12 protein-coding genes are annotated in these 15,109 nt (G+C 40.8%); 7 read left to right on the plus strand and 5 right to left on the minus strand.

The annotated features are described in order from the left end of the window. Positions 1-1,093 precede the first annotated feature (1,093 nt). Positions 1,094-1,984 carry a porin Omp33-36 gene (gene omp33-36 / locus Q0Z55_RS05500; protein ID WP_297425323.1) on the plus strand — a complete coding sequence of 297 codons (891 nt, stop codon included), beginning with the start codon at positions 1,094-1,096 and terminating at the stop codon, positions 1,982-1,984. Between the two features lie 58 nt (positions 1,985-2,042). Here omp33-36 and Q0Z55_RS05505 read toward each other — a convergent pair whose 3' ends face one another. After that, positions 2,043-2,717 (minus strand): ion channel, encoded by a 675-nt coding sequence (locus tag Q0Z55_RS05505; RefSeq protein ID WP_297425325.1) that lies wholly within the window; start codon positions 2,715-2,717, stop codon positions 2,043-2,045. 74 nt (positions 2,718-2,791) lie between these two features. Between Q0Z55_RS05505 and Q0Z55_RS05510 the strand changes: the two genes are divergently transcribed. Together Q0Z55_RS05510 and Q0Z55_RS05515 are read left to right on the plus strand one after the other, a co-directional pair. Then, positions 2,792-3,304: a hypothetical protein gene (locus Q0Z55_RS05510; protein ID WP_297425329.1), complete on the plus strand. Its 513-nt coding sequence runs from the start codon at positions 2,792-2,794 to the stop codon at positions 3,302-3,304. Beyond that, positions 3,305-4,144 carry a hypothetical protein gene (locus tag Q0Z55_RS05515; RefSeq protein WP_297425332.1) on the plus strand — a complete coding sequence of 280 codons (840 nt, stop codon included), beginning with the start codon at positions 3,305-3,307 and terminating at the stop codon, positions 4,142-4,144. It begins immediately after the preceding gene. A 48-nt stretch (positions 4,145-4,192) separates the two neighbouring features. Here Q0Z55_RS05515 and Q0Z55_RS05520 read toward each other — a convergent pair whose 3' ends face one another. Together Q0Z55_RS05520 and Q0Z55_RS05525 are read right to left on the minus strand one after the other, a co-directional pair. Further along, the gene (locus Q0Z55_RS05520) at positions 4,193-5,899 is read right to left on the minus strand and encodes a cation acetate symporter (RefSeq protein ID WP_297425335.1); all 1,707 of its coding nucleotides are present in this window, start codon (positions 5,897-5,899) and stop codon (positions 4,193-4,195) included. Further along, positions 5,896-6,231 (minus strand): DUF485 domain-containing protein, encoded by a 336-nt coding sequence (locus Q0Z55_RS05525; RefSeq protein WP_297425338.1) that lies wholly within the window; start codon positions 6,229-6,231, stop codon positions 5,896-5,898. The genes Q0Z55_RS05520 and Q0Z55_RS05525 overlap by 4 nt, the downstream gene beginning before the upstream one ends. Positions 6,232-6,414: 183 nt before the next feature. Here Q0Z55_RS05525 and Q0Z55_RS05530 point away from each other — a divergent pair, with 183 nt between their 5' ends. Next, a complete protein-coding gene (locus Q0Z55_RS05530) occupies positions 6,415-9,906 on the plus strand; it encodes a PAS domain-containing hybrid sensor histidine kinase/response regulator (protein WP_297425341.1) in 3,492 nt (1,163 codons plus the stop codon). A gap of 44 nt (positions 9,907-9,950) precedes the next feature. Here Q0Z55_RS05530 and Q0Z55_RS05535 read toward each other — a convergent pair whose 3' ends face one another. Continuing rightward, entirely contained in the window at positions 9,951-10,601 is a 651-nt protein-coding gene (locus Q0Z55_RS05535; RefSeq protein ID WP_297425344.1) for a response regulator transcription factor, read from the minus strand. A gap of 373 nt (positions 10,602-10,974) precedes the next feature. Here Q0Z55_RS05535 and msuE point away from each other — a divergent pair, with 373 nt between their 5' ends. From msuE to Q0Z55_RS05550, 3 genes are all read left to right on the plus strand, one after another. Then, a complete protein-coding gene (msuE, locus tag Q0Z55_RS05540) occupies positions 10,975-11,703 on the plus strand; it encodes an FMN reductase (RefSeq protein WP_297425347.1) in 729 nt (242 codons plus the stop codon). Between the two features lie 24 nt (positions 11,704-11,727). After that, on the plus strand, positions 11,728-12,813 hold the full coding sequence (gene sfnG / locus Q0Z55_RS05545; RefSeq protein WP_297425350.1) for a dimethylsulfone monooxygenase SfnG: 1,086 nt from the start codon (positions 11,728-11,730) through the stop codon (positions 12,811-12,813). Between the two features lie 167 nt (positions 12,814-12,980). Continuing rightward, positions 12,981-13,529, plus strand: a complete 549-nt coding sequence (locus Q0Z55_RS05550) for a hypothetical protein (protein ID WP_297425353.1) — start codon at positions 12,981-12,983, stop codon at positions 13,527-13,529. Between the two features lie 137 nt (positions 13,530-13,666). Here Q0Z55_RS05550 and Q0Z55_RS05555 read toward each other — a convergent pair whose 3' ends face one another. After that, complete coding sequence (locus tag Q0Z55_RS05555; RefSeq protein WP_297425356.1) at positions 13,667-14,845, minus strand: acyl-CoA dehydrogenase family protein; 1,179 nt, start codon at positions 14,843-14,845, stop codon at positions 13,667-13,669. Positions 14,846-15,109: the final 264 nt, after the last annotated feature.

The following is a 15,109-nucleotide window of genomic DNA, read 5'->3' on the forward strand; positions in this document are numbered from 1 at the left end:
AGCTAAATTAGGCTGCTACTTTAAAACGAAAACATTTTGGCTGCTAGCGCTATATTCATGCAGCAAGTAAAGATACGCACCATTATCGCTCATTTGCATACAAGATCACCTCCATTTCTCTACATATGTCATATTTCAGTGCTTTTCGATCCGCTAAAAAACGCTATTTTTTTGCTGATTTGCGGTAACAAAATATTTACAGCTGCTACAAAGCGGTGCATAATGCACTTCATTAGGGCGAGTTGAAATATTCCTCAGCAGATTTTTTAACTTTCCCGCAGATTTTGGCTAAAAAACCCACTTTTCTTTGAAAAGTGGGTTTTTTTATGATGAAAATTTAATTCAAAAACCATATTTCTGCACCAAAATAGCGCAATATTGAGTTAGATTGATAAGTTGTAAGCCAACTATCCACCATCAATGAGCAGGTAAAATGCGCAAAAAAAAGCCCAACCTTGGGGAAAGCTGGGCGGATAAAAACAAATCACAATGGTTTTTTAAGCATTATATTCATTAAAAATAGAACATAATGTTATGAATAGAGTTCATTAAGCCGACTAAACTAGTCAACTTTATGATAGAAATTATGGAAGAAAACTTCAGTGAAGTAAAGCACACTAAAAACACATGCTTTTTTTTTAATCACTCTATCTTTAAATAGTGTGTCAAACATCCCAATTTCAAACAATTTATTTTCTTTATCACAGTATTTTTCATAAAAAGTGACGGGTTTAAGGTTTAAATTATTTTAAAATGCCAAAATATTCACTTTTTTGGTTACATGAATATAACACTAAAAATGTTTTTAACAATTAAAAATTAATCATTGATCGTTTTTATTAATATTATTATTTACGATATTGTTCCTGTATTTTTAATTTTTCTAGCTGCAATTTTACTTATTCTTTTGTTCTAAAAAGTTTTTTCCTGATATTGAGATTAAAACTCAAATGTATGATTTTTAATCACTTAACACATATCATCTAGATAAAGCAAAATAATAATATCTTTCCAGTTCATTGACTTAATGAAATGTTACAATAGAATTGGCTAAGCAAATTCAGTCCATTTTTAATTACAACTGGTATCTATTATGAAAAAACTCGGTTTAGCCACTGCTTTATTATTAGCCGTAACCGGTGCTCAAGCTTACCAATTTGAAGTACAAGGTCAATCTGAATACCTAGACACGACAGTAAATGACAAAGACTTTATTGGTGGTGTTCAAGCGACTTACTACTTTAAAAATGTTGATGCTGCTAAAGGTCCTTTAGCTGAAGCTGCTTTTTTAAACCATGCATCTAATATTGCTGTTGCTTATAACTATGCTGAATTAGGTAACGAAGGCCTTGACGTTGTAGCGCATAACATGGGCGCTAAAGGTGAAGTTTACATCCCAACTTCAGTGGTACCTGTATATGCAAGTGCATCTTACAGCGCAACGATTGCTGATGCTAAAAACCAAATCACTAAACAACTTGGTTTTGAAGACAACGGCGACCGTTATGCATTAGAACTTGGTGCTTTAGCACTACCTAACTTCTTGGTTGCTGTAGGTTACACAAGCGCTGCGAACCAACAAGCATTTGACGCATTCAAAGTTGCAAACAACGGTGTTGTTGCAGGCTATGGCGAGTCTTTAACTTTAGGTGAAGACCAAGACGCAATCACTGCACGTACTAAATACGTAGGTGATATTGACGGTACTAACATGTCAGTTGCTTTTGAATCTGGCTTAGTTTATGGCGATGAGACTGCATTTAACTTAGGTTCTACACTTTATGTAACACCTAAATTAGGCTTAGGCGTTGCTTACTACGAATCTAGCTTTGCAGCTTCTCCAGATTCAGCTTTAGCTGCAAATGTAAACTACTTCATTACACCAGCTGTTGCTGTTGGTGCTTCATTTGTTAAAGCAAATGCTGAAGACAACTCTGTATTGGATACAGAAACTGTTGGCTTAAATGCTAAATTCCGTTTCTAATTTAAATTAGATTCTGAATAAAAAAGGACGCTTAGCGTCCTTTTTTTTATCTGTCATGCTAAATTTTTCTTTCGCCAATATATTGCAGCGCAATTAAACGTGACACGATCACGGCTAAATACATCACGCCACAAAACATTTGTACAATCGCCAAAACGCGCGCAAAGGGAGTTAATGGCATTAAGTCAGATAAGCCTGTAGCCGATTGCAGACTAAAGCTTAAAAATAACAAGTCTAACCATTGCTGTTGCTGTGCAATGCTGTCTAAGCTAAAACTATATGGGATCAGCAATTGGCAGCTACTGTATAAAAATGCAAAACCCCATGCCAATAAGGTAAATACAGCACCTGCGGCAAACAATTCATCTAACGTTAAATAACGATCTTCAAACATATAACGCAATAAACCATACGCTGCACTAAAATAAGCAAAAGCCTCAAACACATGCGCCAATATTTGCACCCAGCTTTGATCTATCCCAATTAAAATCAAGCCAGAAAACAACACCGCTAAACTTACAAAGCTTAAGCCTAAAAATGTAAATACGGGCGTTTGGCGGATCACTTTTGCAATCACTAATAATGCCAACACCCCAAGCACCCAAGTCACCACTCGATACGACTGGCTATAAGAGCTAAACATAGCCAATATCAACATCAGGCTTTGTAAAAGTAACAGCCAAGCTGAAGGAAGCCGTTTAAAAGTGCACCAAAAATTAACAAATGCCTGCATAGCGTGTTTACTGTTGTGTTTTTATACGCAGTTAACTTAGCATGAGCCAAGTGCTTTACTGAGCAAAATATTGTATGAAAATCACAGCCAAAATTCGTCAAGAAATTACTGCCATTGAATTACGAGAAGATTTATCTCACGCTAAGAAAATCTCCAATATTACCCACATTGCTTGCGCAACATGTGCAGGCGTCTCCATTCAACCCTTGCCGTTTGCCGATATTTTGTTACTGACTCCATTACAAGGTTATTTTGCCAGTCGTATTGCTGCGATTCATGGTGTTCCCATTAGTGAAAATGAGGCGCTTGATTGGGTCAAAGAAATTGTTGCTTTGGCAGGTTTAGGCATGTTGGCACAGCAATTGGCGCTTGGGGTTTGGAAAACCGTAAGTTTTGGTTTTGGCGGTTTGCTGTCCATTCCGTTGGTGTATGCCCTCACCTATGCAATTATGAAAGTGGCCGATGTCTATTTTGCGCATAAAGCTAAAAATGAAAAAATCAGCGAAGCACAGATTAAAGCGATTTGGCAGCAGGCTTTTCAACAAGGACAACAACGCGCCAAAGCGCAAAAAAAGCAGGAGGATTAAATGTCTCAGGCTTATCATTATTTAAATCGTCAGCTAAATACGCTTGAGATTACCCAAAGTTTGCTAGATGTTGTGCAATCTCATTCACTTTCATCACAAACACATGTGGTGATTTTGGCACTGCGTTTTGCTGTAGAAGAAGTAAAAGATTACGATGCAGCTTTGATTCAAGACTATTTACAAACCATTGATGCAAATCAGATTGTCGCTTTGGTTAAAAATATCAAGACACAGCTGTCTTTGCTGGAGTGCTTAAAACTCCAACATGAACAAGACATGCTGTATGTGGCTTATCCCAAAACTCATAGCAATACACTTGAAGTGTATTTACATAGCCAAGACTTAGATGCTGTTTGCTTAACCTTATCAGTCTTTGGGCAAGCGGCATGGTCAGTTAAAAACCCTGAAGAACATGCCATTGGTGGCGTTGAAATATTACATTCTTTGCAAGATGAAAATGCACCTAATCATAAAGTGATGCTACAAAATGTGGAAGATGCGATTGATCTATGGGTAACGGCCAAAGATCCAAACGATGAGCATTTTTGGGAGTATTTTCCAGCCATTTCTGTGCTGAGTGTGTCTTTAGCGATTTATGAATTGTTCAAACGCTATCAACGTCAAGAGATGAGTTGGCAACAATTTCAATGGATGGCCGCAAAAGTCTCAGGACTGAAAGTCAGTAAAATTGCTTTGATTGGCGTGTTACTGAGTCTACCTGTTGTAGGACAAGTAACAGGTGCTTACTTAGTGGCGCGTTTATTGCTGAGTGCCAAAGCCACTTGGTTTGAAAAAGATGCTGTTTTTTATCGTTATTTAAAGCATAAATCTAAACCCTAAATCACATAAAAAAAGCCCCAAATGGGGCTTTTTTTAAGGTGTTATCACTTAGTGATCTGAAGCACCTGAGATACCAATACCTGTTTGTGAACGTACAAACTGCGCATCGAAAGCACGGCGTTCTTCTTGAGCTTGCGCTGAGTTATCTGTCACAGAGAACAACCAGCAGCAGAAGAATGCTAAAGGCATTGCAAATAATGCAGGACCATTGTATGGGTTAACTGGTGTATCAGAAATACCCAATGTATCTACCCATACTGCTTTAGATAAGATAATCAATAGTACCGCGAGTACTAGACCAACCACGCCACCCATGACTGCACCGCGTGTGGTTAACCCTTTCCAGAACATTGACAATACAAGCACTGGGAAGTTGGCACAAGCAGCAACAGAGAAGGCAAGACCCACCATGAAGGCAACGTTTTGTTTTTCGAAAATGATACCTAAAACCATGGCAAAGATTGCTAAACCTAAAGTTGCAATTTTTGACATACGTAATTCAGATTCAGGTGTAGTTTGACCTTTCTTAAATACGTTGGCATATAAGTCGTGTGAAATCGCTGAAGCACCTGATAGGGTTAAACCTGCAACCACGGCTAAGATTGTGGCAAACGCAACCGCAGAGATAAAGCCCATGAACAAGTCACCGCCCACTGCATCAGATAAATGCACCGCAGCCATGTTGTTACCGCCCACAAGTTCTAATTTACCTGTCACTGCCATTTTAGCAACGTCAAGGAACTGTGGATTGTTTGATACGTAAAGGATTGCACCAAAACCAATAATGAAGGTTAATAGGTAGAAGTAACCAATGAAACCTGTTGCAACCACAACTGATTTACGTGCTTCTTTAGCATCTTTTACCGTAAAGAAACGCATCAAGATGTGTGGTAAACCTGCTGTACCAAACATCAACGCTAAACCTAAAGAAATCGCATCAATTGGATTCGAAGCTAAGCTACCTGGACCCATGATTTTTGCAGCATCTGTTAAGTTTAAGTCATGTACTTTAGAGAACACTTGAATAGATTGTTCAAACATGTTGGTAAAGCTAAAGCCTACACCTTTCATCACAATAAATGCCATGAAAGTTGCGCCAGACAATAACATTACAGCTTTAATGATCTGTACCCATGTCGTGGCTAACATACCGCCAAACATCACATACGCCATCATTAACAAGCCAACAATCACCACTGCAAGGTTGTAGTTCAAACCAAACAGCAATTTGATGAGCTGACCTGCACCGACCATCTGTGCAATAAGGTAGAACGCCACAACCACCAATGAGCTGACCGCAGCCAAAGTACGCACTGGTTTTTCTTGTAAGCGGAAAGATACCACGTCAGATAAGTTAAATTTACCTAAGTTACGTAGACGTTCAGCCACCAAGAATAAAACGATAGGCCAACCCACCATAAAGCCCAGTGAATACAGCAAGCCGTCAAAGCCCGACATAAACACCATGGCTGAAATACCCAAGAACGATGCAGCCGACATATAGTCACCAGCAATTGCTAAACCGTTTTGGAAACCTGAAATCCCGCCACCTGCAGTATAGAAATCATTGGTGCTGGTGGTTTGTTTAGCAGCCCATTTGGTAATAAATAAGGTACCCCCTACAAAGATCATAAACATGATAATTGCAGGCCAGTTGGTCGGTTGTTGTTCTGCTGCACCTAAGTCAGGACCTGCAAATGCTAATCCTGAAGTCAGCAACATAGTTGCTGCGGCAAAAATTTTAGATTTGATCATGCATTTGGTCCTTTTTCTTTGGCAATTGCTTCAACTTCACGAATCGCTTCATTGTTTAAACTGTCGAGTTTGTTGTTGGCAATGTACGAATACACACCACACAGCACAAAGGACAACACAATGATGCCAAGACCTAATGGAATCCCAATGGTGGTAACGCCACCGCTTAACGATTGCAATAAGAACTCTTTGTTGTAGCCTACCAATAGCATGAAACCAACATAAGCAAACAGCATGATTGCCGTGAGCGTCCAGCTCAAGCGACTTTTTCGTGCCACCATTTCTTTGAATTTTGGATTTTGTAGAATACGATCTACATGAGCCTGATCCATTTTTGTACTCCCTGCGCGAAAACCGTTCGGCGCGATTTTTTAATTAGAATTCTTCCTGATGCCAAAGTAACAATGTGCAGGCTGCTTGTAATTTAGACTTTGGTCGTTAAATTTTAATCAATTTCGACTGACCAGTTTATGAATAAGCTATCATAGCCGCATAATCGGTACGCTCTAGGCAATATGAACAGTTGGCTCATTATGGGGGTGTTAGCCCTCTATATCGCACTCCTCTTTATCTGTGCATTTTTTGGTGAAAAACATGCCAGTCGTTTAAGTACTCGCGGTCGCATGCTTTTGTTTAGCTTAACTTTAGGCGTGTATTGCTCGTCATGGACATTTTATGGGGCGACTGGAGCGGCTGTTCGTGAAGGCATTATTTTTCTGCCCATTTACTTAGGTCCATTGTTATTTATTGCAGTCGGTTACGATATTTGGCGCCGTCTTGGGCGGGTGCGCCAACATCATGCTATTTCCTCGATTGCCGATTTTGTCGCTGCACGTTACGGTAAAAGCGGCTCGCTTGCCTCTTTAGTCACCATTCTTGCCGTTATTGCTATTATTCCTTATTTAGCACTGCAACTACGCGCAATTGCCTTAAGTGCCACGGTCATTATGGACAGCCCAACTAGCATGGCCTCCACCAGTAACGGGGTATTGTTCTTAACCGCTGTTTTGGCTATTTTGGCCATGATTTTTGGCACACGACAAATTGCCAACACCGAGCAACATGGTGGCTTAATGTTAGCGGTCGCCTTTGAGTCTTTTGTTAAACTGTTTGCTCTGATTGCAGTGGCATTGTTTTTTATTTTTGCCGAGCCGGGAAATTTACAACAGATTTCACGTGATACATTAAATACATTCCAAGAAGTACAATTATTTGGTGTACCAGATACCTTTTGGGTACAAACTTTGTTGGCTGCTTTAGCGATTATTTGTTTGCCACGTCAATTCCATGTGGCTGTGGTTGAGCTGCGTGATGAAAAACATATTCGTGGCGCACGGCGTTGGTTTGCCACCTATTTAATTTTAACCACCATTGCCATTATTCCAATTGCCAGTTGGGCACTGCATGCAGCACCTGAATACTTGGCCATTCCTGATGTGGCGGTTTTATCGCTACCTTTAAGTTATAACCAAGATTGGCTAAGTATTTTGGCTTTCTTGGGTGGTTTTTCTGCCTCCACGGGCATGCTTTTGGTGTCATCGGTGGCACTGTCAATTATGCTCAGTAACGATTTGATCATGCCGGCATTGTGGCGTTTAGGCTTATTGTCACGTCATGATAAGCGTCTACCTTTGGTGCTTAAATTTACTCGCCGTGTCTGTATTTTAGCGGTGATGTTGTTGGGCTTTTTATTCTTCCACTTCTTTAATGATATTGACCAATTGTCTGTATTTGGGCTGTTGGCTTTTAGTGCTGTAGCACAATTTGCGCCGGCTTTAATTGGAGGTCTATATTGGCGTGGTGGCAGTAAACAAGGCGTCTATGCAGGTTTAATTATTGGCTTTGTGATGTGGGCATATACCCTATTCTTGCCAACTGTCTTACGCAGTTTACCTGAGGCCTACTTTGCCATGAGTCATGCCTTTTTGCATCAAGGTCCACTGGGTTTAGTGTGGTTACGCCCTGAAGCCTTACTTGGCTTTGAATCATTTGCGCCACTAACTCACGGTGTGCTGTGGTCATTGGGCTTAAATATTGTGCTCTATGTCTGGGTGTCACGCATTTTCCGCCCTAGTATTGCCGAGCAAATTCAAGCCGAAAGTTTCTTTTATTACGAAACCAAACCGCTACTTGCGCAAAATACCTCAACCGATATGACCTACTTGCATCACGACGTGGCACGTTTAAAAGTAGGTGACTTAATTGCGCTTGCCAAACGTATCACTGGCGAGGGACCGACCGTTCAGGCATTTCAACAATTTTGTGCCCAAAATAATGTGGTACTTAATGAAAGTAGCAGTGCCAACGGTATGTGGTGGCGTTTTACCGAACAATACTTAGCAGGCACCATTGGTGCAGCTTCGGCACGTACTTTACTCACCACTGCCATGGTCAATAATGGCTTGGCTTTAGGACAAGTGGCCAATATTTTAGACCAAGCGTCACAGTGGCAGCGTTTTAATCAAAACTTAATTATGACCATGATTGACCATATGACCCAAGGGGTAAGTGTGGTCGATGCCAACATGTGCTTAGTGGCGTGGAATAATCAATATTTAAAACTTTTCGATTATCCAAAAGATATTGTATATGTGGGCTGTCCAATTGCCGATTTGATTCGTTATAACGCCGAACGTGGTGAATGTGGTCCCGGCTCTATTGAAGAACATGTGCGTAAACGTATTCATTGGATGAAAGTAGGCAGCGCACATGAATTTGAACGGGTACGTAAAGATGGTCGCGTAATCCAAATGCGCGGTAATCCAATTGAAGGTGGCGGCTTTGTCACCACCTTTGCCGACATTACCACCTTCCGTGAAAATGAAGCGTTGCTTGAAGGTCGTGTACAAGATCGTACCCAACAGCTTGCCGATGCGCTTGCCGAACAACAGTTAGCCCGTGAACAAGCTGACAAAGCCAACATGTCTAAAAGTCGCTTTATTGCCGCGGCAAGTCACGACCTTTTACAACCCATGCATGCCGCACGTTTGTTTAGTACCGCACTTGAGCAAAGCATCCAATCTGATGAAGATCGTAAAATCCTCCAGCAGCTTGATCGCTCCTTACATGGGGCAGAAAGTATGTTGTCGGCATTATTGGACATTGCGCGTTTAGAAGGCGGTACTATTCAACCAAATCGTCAGCCGTATCCATTACATGATTTACTCAGCGATTTAGACTTACAATTTAAATCAATTGCTGCACAGCGTGGCATTCAATTTAAAGTGCATGATGTGCAATTTTGGATTGATACCGATCCTCAATGGATTCGTCGTATTATTCAAAACTTTGTCAGTAATGCACTGCGTTATACCGCCAAAGGTCGCGTCATTGTTGGTGTACTACGCTCAGCAGAGCGTCCGCAACATATTCGGATTGGGGTATGGGATACAGGTCCCGGCATTGCAGAACAACAACGTATTAAATTGTTCCAAGAGTTTGAACGTTGTGGACATACCTCACCTTGGGGTGAACAAGGTTTAGGTTTAGGCTTAGCCATTGTACAACGTATGACCAGTATGCTCGATTACCCCGTGCATGTGTATTCTGAGTATGGTCAGGGTTCGTGCTTTATGATTGAAGTGCCAATTGTGCCTGCACCAAAAGTAGTGGCACAACCTGTACAAGCTGTACCGCTTAAAACCAAAGCCTATAAGATTTTGTGCTTAGACAATGATGAAACTATTTTAGAAGGTATGGCAACTTTATTGACCAAATGGGGCTATCAAGTCTTTAAAGCCACAGAACCTGAACAAGCCATGCAGATTATTCAAGATGAGAATATTCAAGTGTGGTTGGTCGATCAGCATTTAAACCATGACAAAGTCGGCCTAGATTTCATTTTGGCGCATCGTCAGGACAAAGTACCAGTGGCTTTAATTACCGCAGACTCAGATCCTGATCTACCGCAGCGTTTAAAAGAACTGAATATCATATTGCTGCGTAAACCTTTAAAGCCTGCCGGATTACGGGCTTGGTTATCGGGTTTAAAAATCTCAACGGATTAAAAACAAAAAAGACCGCTTCAAGCGGTCTTTTTTTTCAAGCTGTTTTAAATCTTACGTTCTTCAATATTTAAAGCATTAATGGCTAATACGGCTTGAGTACGGTTTTGTACGCCCAATTTACGGAAAATTGCCGTCACATGCGCTTTAATGGTCGCTTCAGAGACATCTAACTCATAGGCAATTTGCTTATTGAGTAAACCTTCCGCCACCATCATTAATACGCGAAATTGCTGTGGTGTTAAAGATTGAATACGTTCAGCGAGTGCTGTTTCATCGGCTGCACGCGGGTCAAAGTTCATATTGGCAGGCAGGTTAGGTGGTAACCAAATTTCGCCTTCTAAGACTTGACGGATCGCTTCACCAATATGGCTTGGGTGCGCTGATTTTGGAATATAGCCCATTGCACCATGCGCAATTGAGCGTTGAATAATAGACACTTCTTCATGTGCCGACACCACAATGATCGGCAAAGCAGGATACTGCGCACGCACGTGTACCAATGCGGAAAAGCCTGAAGCACCGGGTAAGTTTAAATCTAATAAAACAAGATCAGGCTCAGGACCATTTTCTAAGCGTTCGTAAAATTCATTTACAGCGGCAGTCTCATGAATTTGGGCTTGCGGTAAGCTATAACGCACAGCTTGAATTAAAGCATGGCGAAATAAGGGATGATCATCAACGATTAAAATATTCATAAGTAGTGACGCGAAGGATCTGGTACACATTAGGCTCTATTCTAACCACACATCGCCCTTTAGCGATACGCAAGAATCGATTATTTTTTGCCAATGCATGGCATTGTATTCTCAAAAGCCGCTTTTTTCAGCATTTTAGAATAAAAAAAGCAGATTTTCATATAAATTTTATTCCCAAAGCAGAAAAGTTTATCTTTATGGAATATAAATTTAATATTCAAATACTTAAATTTATTTTTATTCATCAAAAAAGCAAAAAAAAGCCATATCTTAAAAATAGATAACTTATCTTTTTTTGCGTATTTTACAGAATATGTGATGTGTTGATTAATAGTGAATATTCCGAGCGAGCAAGACTTACGAGTAATTTACTATGAGCATTTCACTACAAAAACCATTGAACATTGTGGCTGTATCAGGCGGCTTAAATACTCCATCTAAAACCGAAGCATTGGTGCAAGAAATTTTAAATGAGTTAGGTGAAGCCACACCAATTCAAGTGCATTTCATTAAATTTAGCGAAATTGGACATTTGTTGGGTGGTGCAATTTATCGCAACCAATTACCACAACGTGTACAAGATGATTTAGCGGCTGTTGAAGCAGCTGATGCCTTAATTGTAGGTACACCGGTGTACCGCGCTTCATTTACAGGTCTATTTAAACATTTCTTTGATTTTGTCGAACAAACGGCATTGGTGGATGTACCAGTATTATTGGCAGCATCAGGAGGATCTGAGCGTCATGCTTTGGTACTTGAGCATCAATTGCGCCCATTATTTAGCTTTTTCCAAGCACAAACTTTACCGATTGGCGTGTATGCCACAGATCAAGACTTTAGCGCAGCTTATACAGTGCAAAGCGAACATCTACGTGCTCGCATTACCCTAGCGGTAGCACGTGCTTTACCCATTTTACAGTGGGCACCAGCGAAAGGTCAGCGTGCTGACGTGGTTAAAGAAAAAACCATTCAAGCCAGCCAAAATTTAGGCATTAACACACAAATTGAACAAGCAGAAGTATTGCCATCTGCCGCAGTACCAAGCCTTGATGCAGCCGAAGCACGCTTACATGGCAAAAAGACCATCACGGAAGTGGCTTAAAACAAGATTAAGGAGCAACATGCAATGTCAAAACCAATTACTTTTGCCTATTGGGTTCCCAATGTCAGTGGTGGTTTAGTAGTCAGCACCATTGAGCAACGCACCGATTGGAGTTATGAATATAATGTACGTTTAGCACAAGCAGCCGAGAATAATGGCTTTGACTACGCCCTCACTCAAATTCGTTTTACTGCCGGTTACAATGCAGAATATCAACACGAATCCGTCAGCTTTAGTCATGGTATTTTAGCCAAAACCGAACGTCTCAAGGTGATTGCGGCGATTTTACCGGGTCCTTGGAAACCTGCGGTGGTGGCTAAGCAACTTGCAACGATTGATCATCTTACCCAAGGGCGTATTGCGATTAATGTCGTCAGTGGTTGGTTCCGTGGCGAGTTTGATGCGATTGGCGAACCATGGCCTGAGCATGATGTACGCTATCAACGTTCAGAAGAATTTATTCGCGCTCTAAAAGGCGTGTGGACTCAAGATCAATTTAATTTTGATGGCAAGTTTTATCAATTTAAAGACTATAGCTTAAGTCCAAAACCAGTACAAAAACCGCATATTGAAATTTTCCAAGGCGGTAGTTCACGTGCAGCACGCGATATGGCAGCACGCGTGTCGGATTGGTATTTTACCAATGGCAATAGCCCTCAAGAACTCAAAAAACAAATTGATGATATTCGTGAAAAAGCACAAGCCAATGGTCATCAGGTTAAAATTGGCGTGAATGCCTTTATTATTGCCCGTGATACTGAACAAGAAGCTCAAGCTGTTTTACAAGAGATTATTGATAAAGCCCATGTCGCTGCGGTGAATTCTTTTGCTGATGCCACCCGTGAAGCAGGCGCTGCAACCAATGAAGGTGAAGGCAATTGGGCCAAATCAACTTTTGAAGATTTAGTCCAATATAACGACGGCTTTAAAACCAATTTAATTGGCACACCACAGCAAATTGCTGAGCGTATTCTTGAACTGAAACAAGTTGGGGTAGATTTGGTGCTTTCAGGCTTTTTACATGCCATTGAAGAAGTCGAATATTTTGGCGCTCAAGTTTTACCCTTAGTACGTCAACTAGAGCAACAACAGCAACTTAAATCTGCTTAAAGCATTCTAATAATAATAAATCATCAGCGTACTGTCCCTTAAGACTCGGCTTAAGGGATTTTTTTGTCTCAGCATTCCAAGGCCATGATGATCTTCTGGCACGAATTGTGCATTTTTCAAGCAAAATAAAAACTGCACACTTCAGTGCTCCCAAGGATGAGAACAAGATGAATAAGCCAAAAACTGGGTTTGTGAGCGGCACCATGGTACACACTGCCTGTGGGTTAAAACCCATTCAGGATTTAAATGTTGGTGAACTAATTTTAACTTACTCTCTTGATGGCTATACCGTATTTCAGCCTATTGTTCAGATTGATAAAACTGTCCAAGCCATTTATCGTTGTACTTTATTAAACGAAGAAGATCCGCAATCGTGCACCGTAGATTATTTGTTTACGGCACCCGAACAACACATTTTTGCGCACAATGCTTGGACCTGTGTGTTAAATCCTGAGCAAAAACAGCTACGAGCCTTTAGTTTAGCCAAGCAGCCGTTAAGCTTATGGCAAGGCAAACCCATTTTTGCAGTAAATACACGTACCCAACAAACCATTGGTTTAAATGCAGCCACGTTTAGCCGTGACTTATATCCCAATGGCAAAGATGATGAATTTATTTGCATCTCAAACAAAGGCTTAGTGCATTATCCCAATACAGATTGTCAGTTTAAGTTTTCTCATGTGGCTGCACCGTTGTATCGCAACAGCGTCAATTAGCACAGCCTTTAGCAAAATACCTTAGTGCTTCCTGTGTACCAATTAAAACTGGCACATAGTGATAATTATTTTGTGGGTGAAGCTGGAATTTTGGCACGCGCCAGTTAAAAAAAGCCCGCAACTGCGGACTTAGATATTTAAGAATAGAAGCTCGGTTTGGGGAATTTATTGCTCACTACCCATTCACCAATTTCTTGATACTTATAATCTACAGGGTCATGCAAAGTTTGGGTACGCACATTGCGCCAAAAACGATCTAAATTCAATTGAGCAGTGGTGGCGCGCGCGCCCATCACTTGGAATATATTTTGAGTAATGGCTAAACTGCTATTGGTGGCGGCGATCTTCGCTGTGGCAATCGCAACTGCTGCCTCTCCACGCTGTTCAGGGCTTAAATTTTGACCTTCATTCCATGCACTTTGTAAGCTTGCTACCGCTTTGGCTGCTAATAAACGAACACTTTCCAGTTGCACATAAAATTCAGCAAAATGCCGCTGAATATAAGGATCATCGACTGCCTGTTCAGTCAGTGACTTGGACCACGCTTTTTGCCCCTGTACGGCATGTTTGGCGGTGTTAAATGCGCCTTCTGCTACACCTAAAAACATATGCACAAAAATCAATTGCGCAATCAAAGGACGTACACTTGAATATGGTGTACTTAAAGGTCCAGGATTAAGTAGCAATTCATGTTGATGAATTTTGACTTGTTCAAAATGACTGGTGCCACTATCGGTTTGGCGTTGTCCCATATTGTTCCAATCGCCTAAGAAACTCACACCCTCGCGTTGCGTTGGAATCACAGCTATCAGTAATTTACCTTCAGGATTATAAGCAGAACATAGCAACATATCTGAGTCTATTGAGCCTGAGCAAAAGCTTTTATCACCATGAAAGATATATTCATTTTCATTGATTTTTGTAGCTGTGACACGTCGATCAAGTGGATTTAAAGTGTTGCCCCAAAACAGATTTTCTTGAACTGTTTTTTCAAACCAAGGCGCGTATTGTTGTGGTTGCGCAAACAATTTGACTGTGGCTATCAGTAAATGATGAAAAGCATAGACATGCGCCAACGAGCTATCGGCACGGGCAATGCTTTGAATAGTGGCAAAAATCGTTGCCCAATCGGCACCTTGTCCACCAAATTCTTTGGGGATGGATAAACTCAGTAAGCCACTTTGACGAATTAAATCGCGCTCTTTTTTAGGGTTACCGCCTTGTTTGTCACGCTGTGCGGCAGTTTGTGCAAATTGTTCGGCAAGAGATTCAGCAATGCTCAGCGGATCGAGGCTATTTTGATGTGTAATATTCATAGTAATACTTAATGCTTCCAATATTTTTAGATTAGCAGAACTGTGGCTTATGCCTTAGCTAAATGCTTGATGTACTTATGGTAAAAAATAAAATGCGCTCATGTAAGCTGAGCTTAAATGCTTTGTTTCATTAGTTTTATTATTTACTCTGATCCTTTTAACTTAAGCCACCAATACCTTCTTTTATCAGCTTGAGCATAGCTCAATCTTTGCACTTTAGTGTGCTTATTTATGTAAACTGAATCTATAAATCGCGATCAAAAG

The sequence above is a fragment of the uncultured Acinetobacter sp. genome, from assembly GCF_947626835.1.
GTDB lineage: Bacteria > Pseudomonadota > Gammaproteobacteria > Pseudomonadales > Moraxellaceae > Acinetobacter.

Coding starts and splice junctions, on each gene's coding strand:
- Q0Z55_RS05505 (WP_297425325.1), bottom strand. CDS start 2,717: ATGCAGGCATTTGTTAATTTTTGGTGCACTTTTAAACGGCTTCCTTCA.
- Q0Z55_RS05530 (WP_297425341.1), top strand. CDS start 6,415: ATGAACAGTTGGCTCATTATGGGGGTGTTAGCCCTCTATATCGCACTC.
- omp33-36 (WP_297425323.1), top strand. CDS start 1,094: ATGAAAAAACTCGGTTTAGCCACTGCTTTATTATTAGCCGTAACCGGT.
- Q0Z55_RS05550 (WP_297425353.1), top strand. CDS start 12,981: ATGAATAAGCCAAAAACTGGGTTTGTGAGCGGCACCATGGTACACACT.
- Q0Z55_RS05535 (WP_297425344.1), bottom strand. CDS start 10,601: ATGAATATTTTAATCGTTGATGATCATCCCTTATTTCGCCATGCTTTA.
- Q0Z55_RS05515 (WP_297425332.1), top strand. CDS start 3,305: ATGTCTCAGGCTTATCATTATTTAAATCGTCAGCTAAATACGCTTGAG.
- Q0Z55_RS05520 (WP_297425335.1), bottom strand. CDS start 5,899: ATGATCAAATCTAAAATTTTTGCCGCAGCAACTATGTTGCTGACTTCA.
- Q0Z55_RS05510 (WP_297425329.1), top strand. CDS start 2,792: ATGAAAATCACAGCCAAAATTCGTCAAGAAATTACTGCCATTGAATTA.
- Q0Z55_RS05555 (WP_297425356.1), bottom strand. CDS start 14,845: ATGAATATTACACATCAAAATAGCCTCGATCCGCTGAGCATTGCTGAA.
- msuE (WP_297425347.1), top strand. CDS start 10,975: ATGAGCATTTCACTACAAAAACCATTGAACATTGTGGCTGTATCAGGC.
- sfnG (WP_297425350.1), top strand. CDS start 11,728: ATGTCAAAACCAATTACTTTTGCCTATTGGGTTCCCAATGTCAGTGGT.
- Q0Z55_RS05525 (WP_297425338.1), bottom strand. CDS start 6,231: ATGGATCAGGCTCATGTAGATCGTATTCTACAAAATCCAAAATTCAAA.